The sequence below is a fragment of the bacterium genome (assembly GCA_024226335.1).
In the GTDB taxonomy this organism is placed as follows: domain Bacteria; phylum Myxococcota_A; class UBA9160; order SZUA-336; family SZUA-336; genus JAAELY01.
Map to the genome: position 1 here is coordinate 1 of JAAELY010000287.1, position 1,145 is coordinate 1,145.

The window sequence follows — 1,145 nt, forward strand, 5'->3', positions numbered from 1 at the left end:
CGAATTTGCAGAGCGACCGACAGTGTGAGTTCCTGGACCTCGTCGAGGCGCACCAGGGCATCGTCCGCAAGGTGAGCGCGATGTACGCCGAGCAGCCGGCGGAACGCGAGGATCTGCAGCAGGAGATCCTGATGCAGCTCTGGCGATCGTTCCCGTCCTTTCGCGGTGGCTCGCGCTTTTCGACCTGGATGTACCGCGTGGCGCTCAATACGGCGTTGATGGAGCGTCGTTCTCGCCGGTCGCGGCTTGTCGCGACGCCACTGTCGGACACGAGCCCGGTGGCCGCGAGAACGCCCGGATCCGACCCCGACGTCGGACGGCTCCAGCGCTACATCCGCCGGCTCCGCGAGTTGGACCGCGCAGTGATCCTGCTTTACCTCGAGCAGCACACCCACCAGGAGATCGCCGAGATGACCGGGCTCGGCCGCAAGAACGTCGGCGTCCGCATCGTGCGGATCAAGCGACAACTCAGAGAGTGGCTGACGAGCTCGCCGGCTGCTGTTCAGACGCCAGGGAGAGCGTCATGACGATGACCGAGAACAACAACGGAAACGGCAACGGAGACGACCTGATCGAGCGTCTCTGGGCCGAACGACAGGAGGATGAACCGATGAGCCGCGAACAGATCGCGAGCGCGCTACGACCGCGTGTCGGGCGCGTGACCTCGACTCTCAAATGCCATCTCTGGATGTATCTGGCCATGTTGCTGGCGACACTCGTGCTACAGGGTGTGAACCTGGCGGGCTACAGCTCGAACGTGCCGATGCTGACCGTGCATGCGCTGGTGACTGCGCTGGCCGTCGGCTTCACCGCCTTCGGGATCCATCTGATCGGCCAGGTCGGAAAGCTCGACCAGATGGACGCGAGCCTCGCCGAAGCCGTGAGGCAGCGGCTGACGTTCCTGCGCGGGAAGTACGAAGGCTGGCTATGGACCTGCGCCGCCACGCTGCTGCTGCTGGGCTGGGCGGTCGCCACGCTCATCGACAATGCCGGCGGGGTGTATCGCATCAACAAGCCCTGGGTCTTCGCGGGCACGTTTCTGGTGATGTTTTTCGGCGGGTACGCGACGCTCAAGCTCGCGCACTTCCCAGTGCTGCGTGAGCTGCGGGCGGTGCTCGAGGACCTGGAAGCTCAGTTTCTGGGAC

At 64.6% G+C, this 1,145-nt stretch carries 2 protein-coding genes; both read left to right on the forward strand.

The window, feature by feature from the left end; translation table 11 throughout:
* Positions 1 to 527: sigma-70 family RNA polymerase sigma factor (locus GY725_15165; GenBank protein MCP4005528.1), on the forward strand; the 527-nt coding region annotated here is incomplete at its 5' end.
* Positions 524 to 1,145: hypothetical protein (locus GY725_15170; GenBank protein ID MCP4005529.1), on the forward strand; the 622-nt coding region annotated here is incomplete at its 3' end. The genes GY725_15165 and GY725_15170, both read left to right, overlap by 4 nt.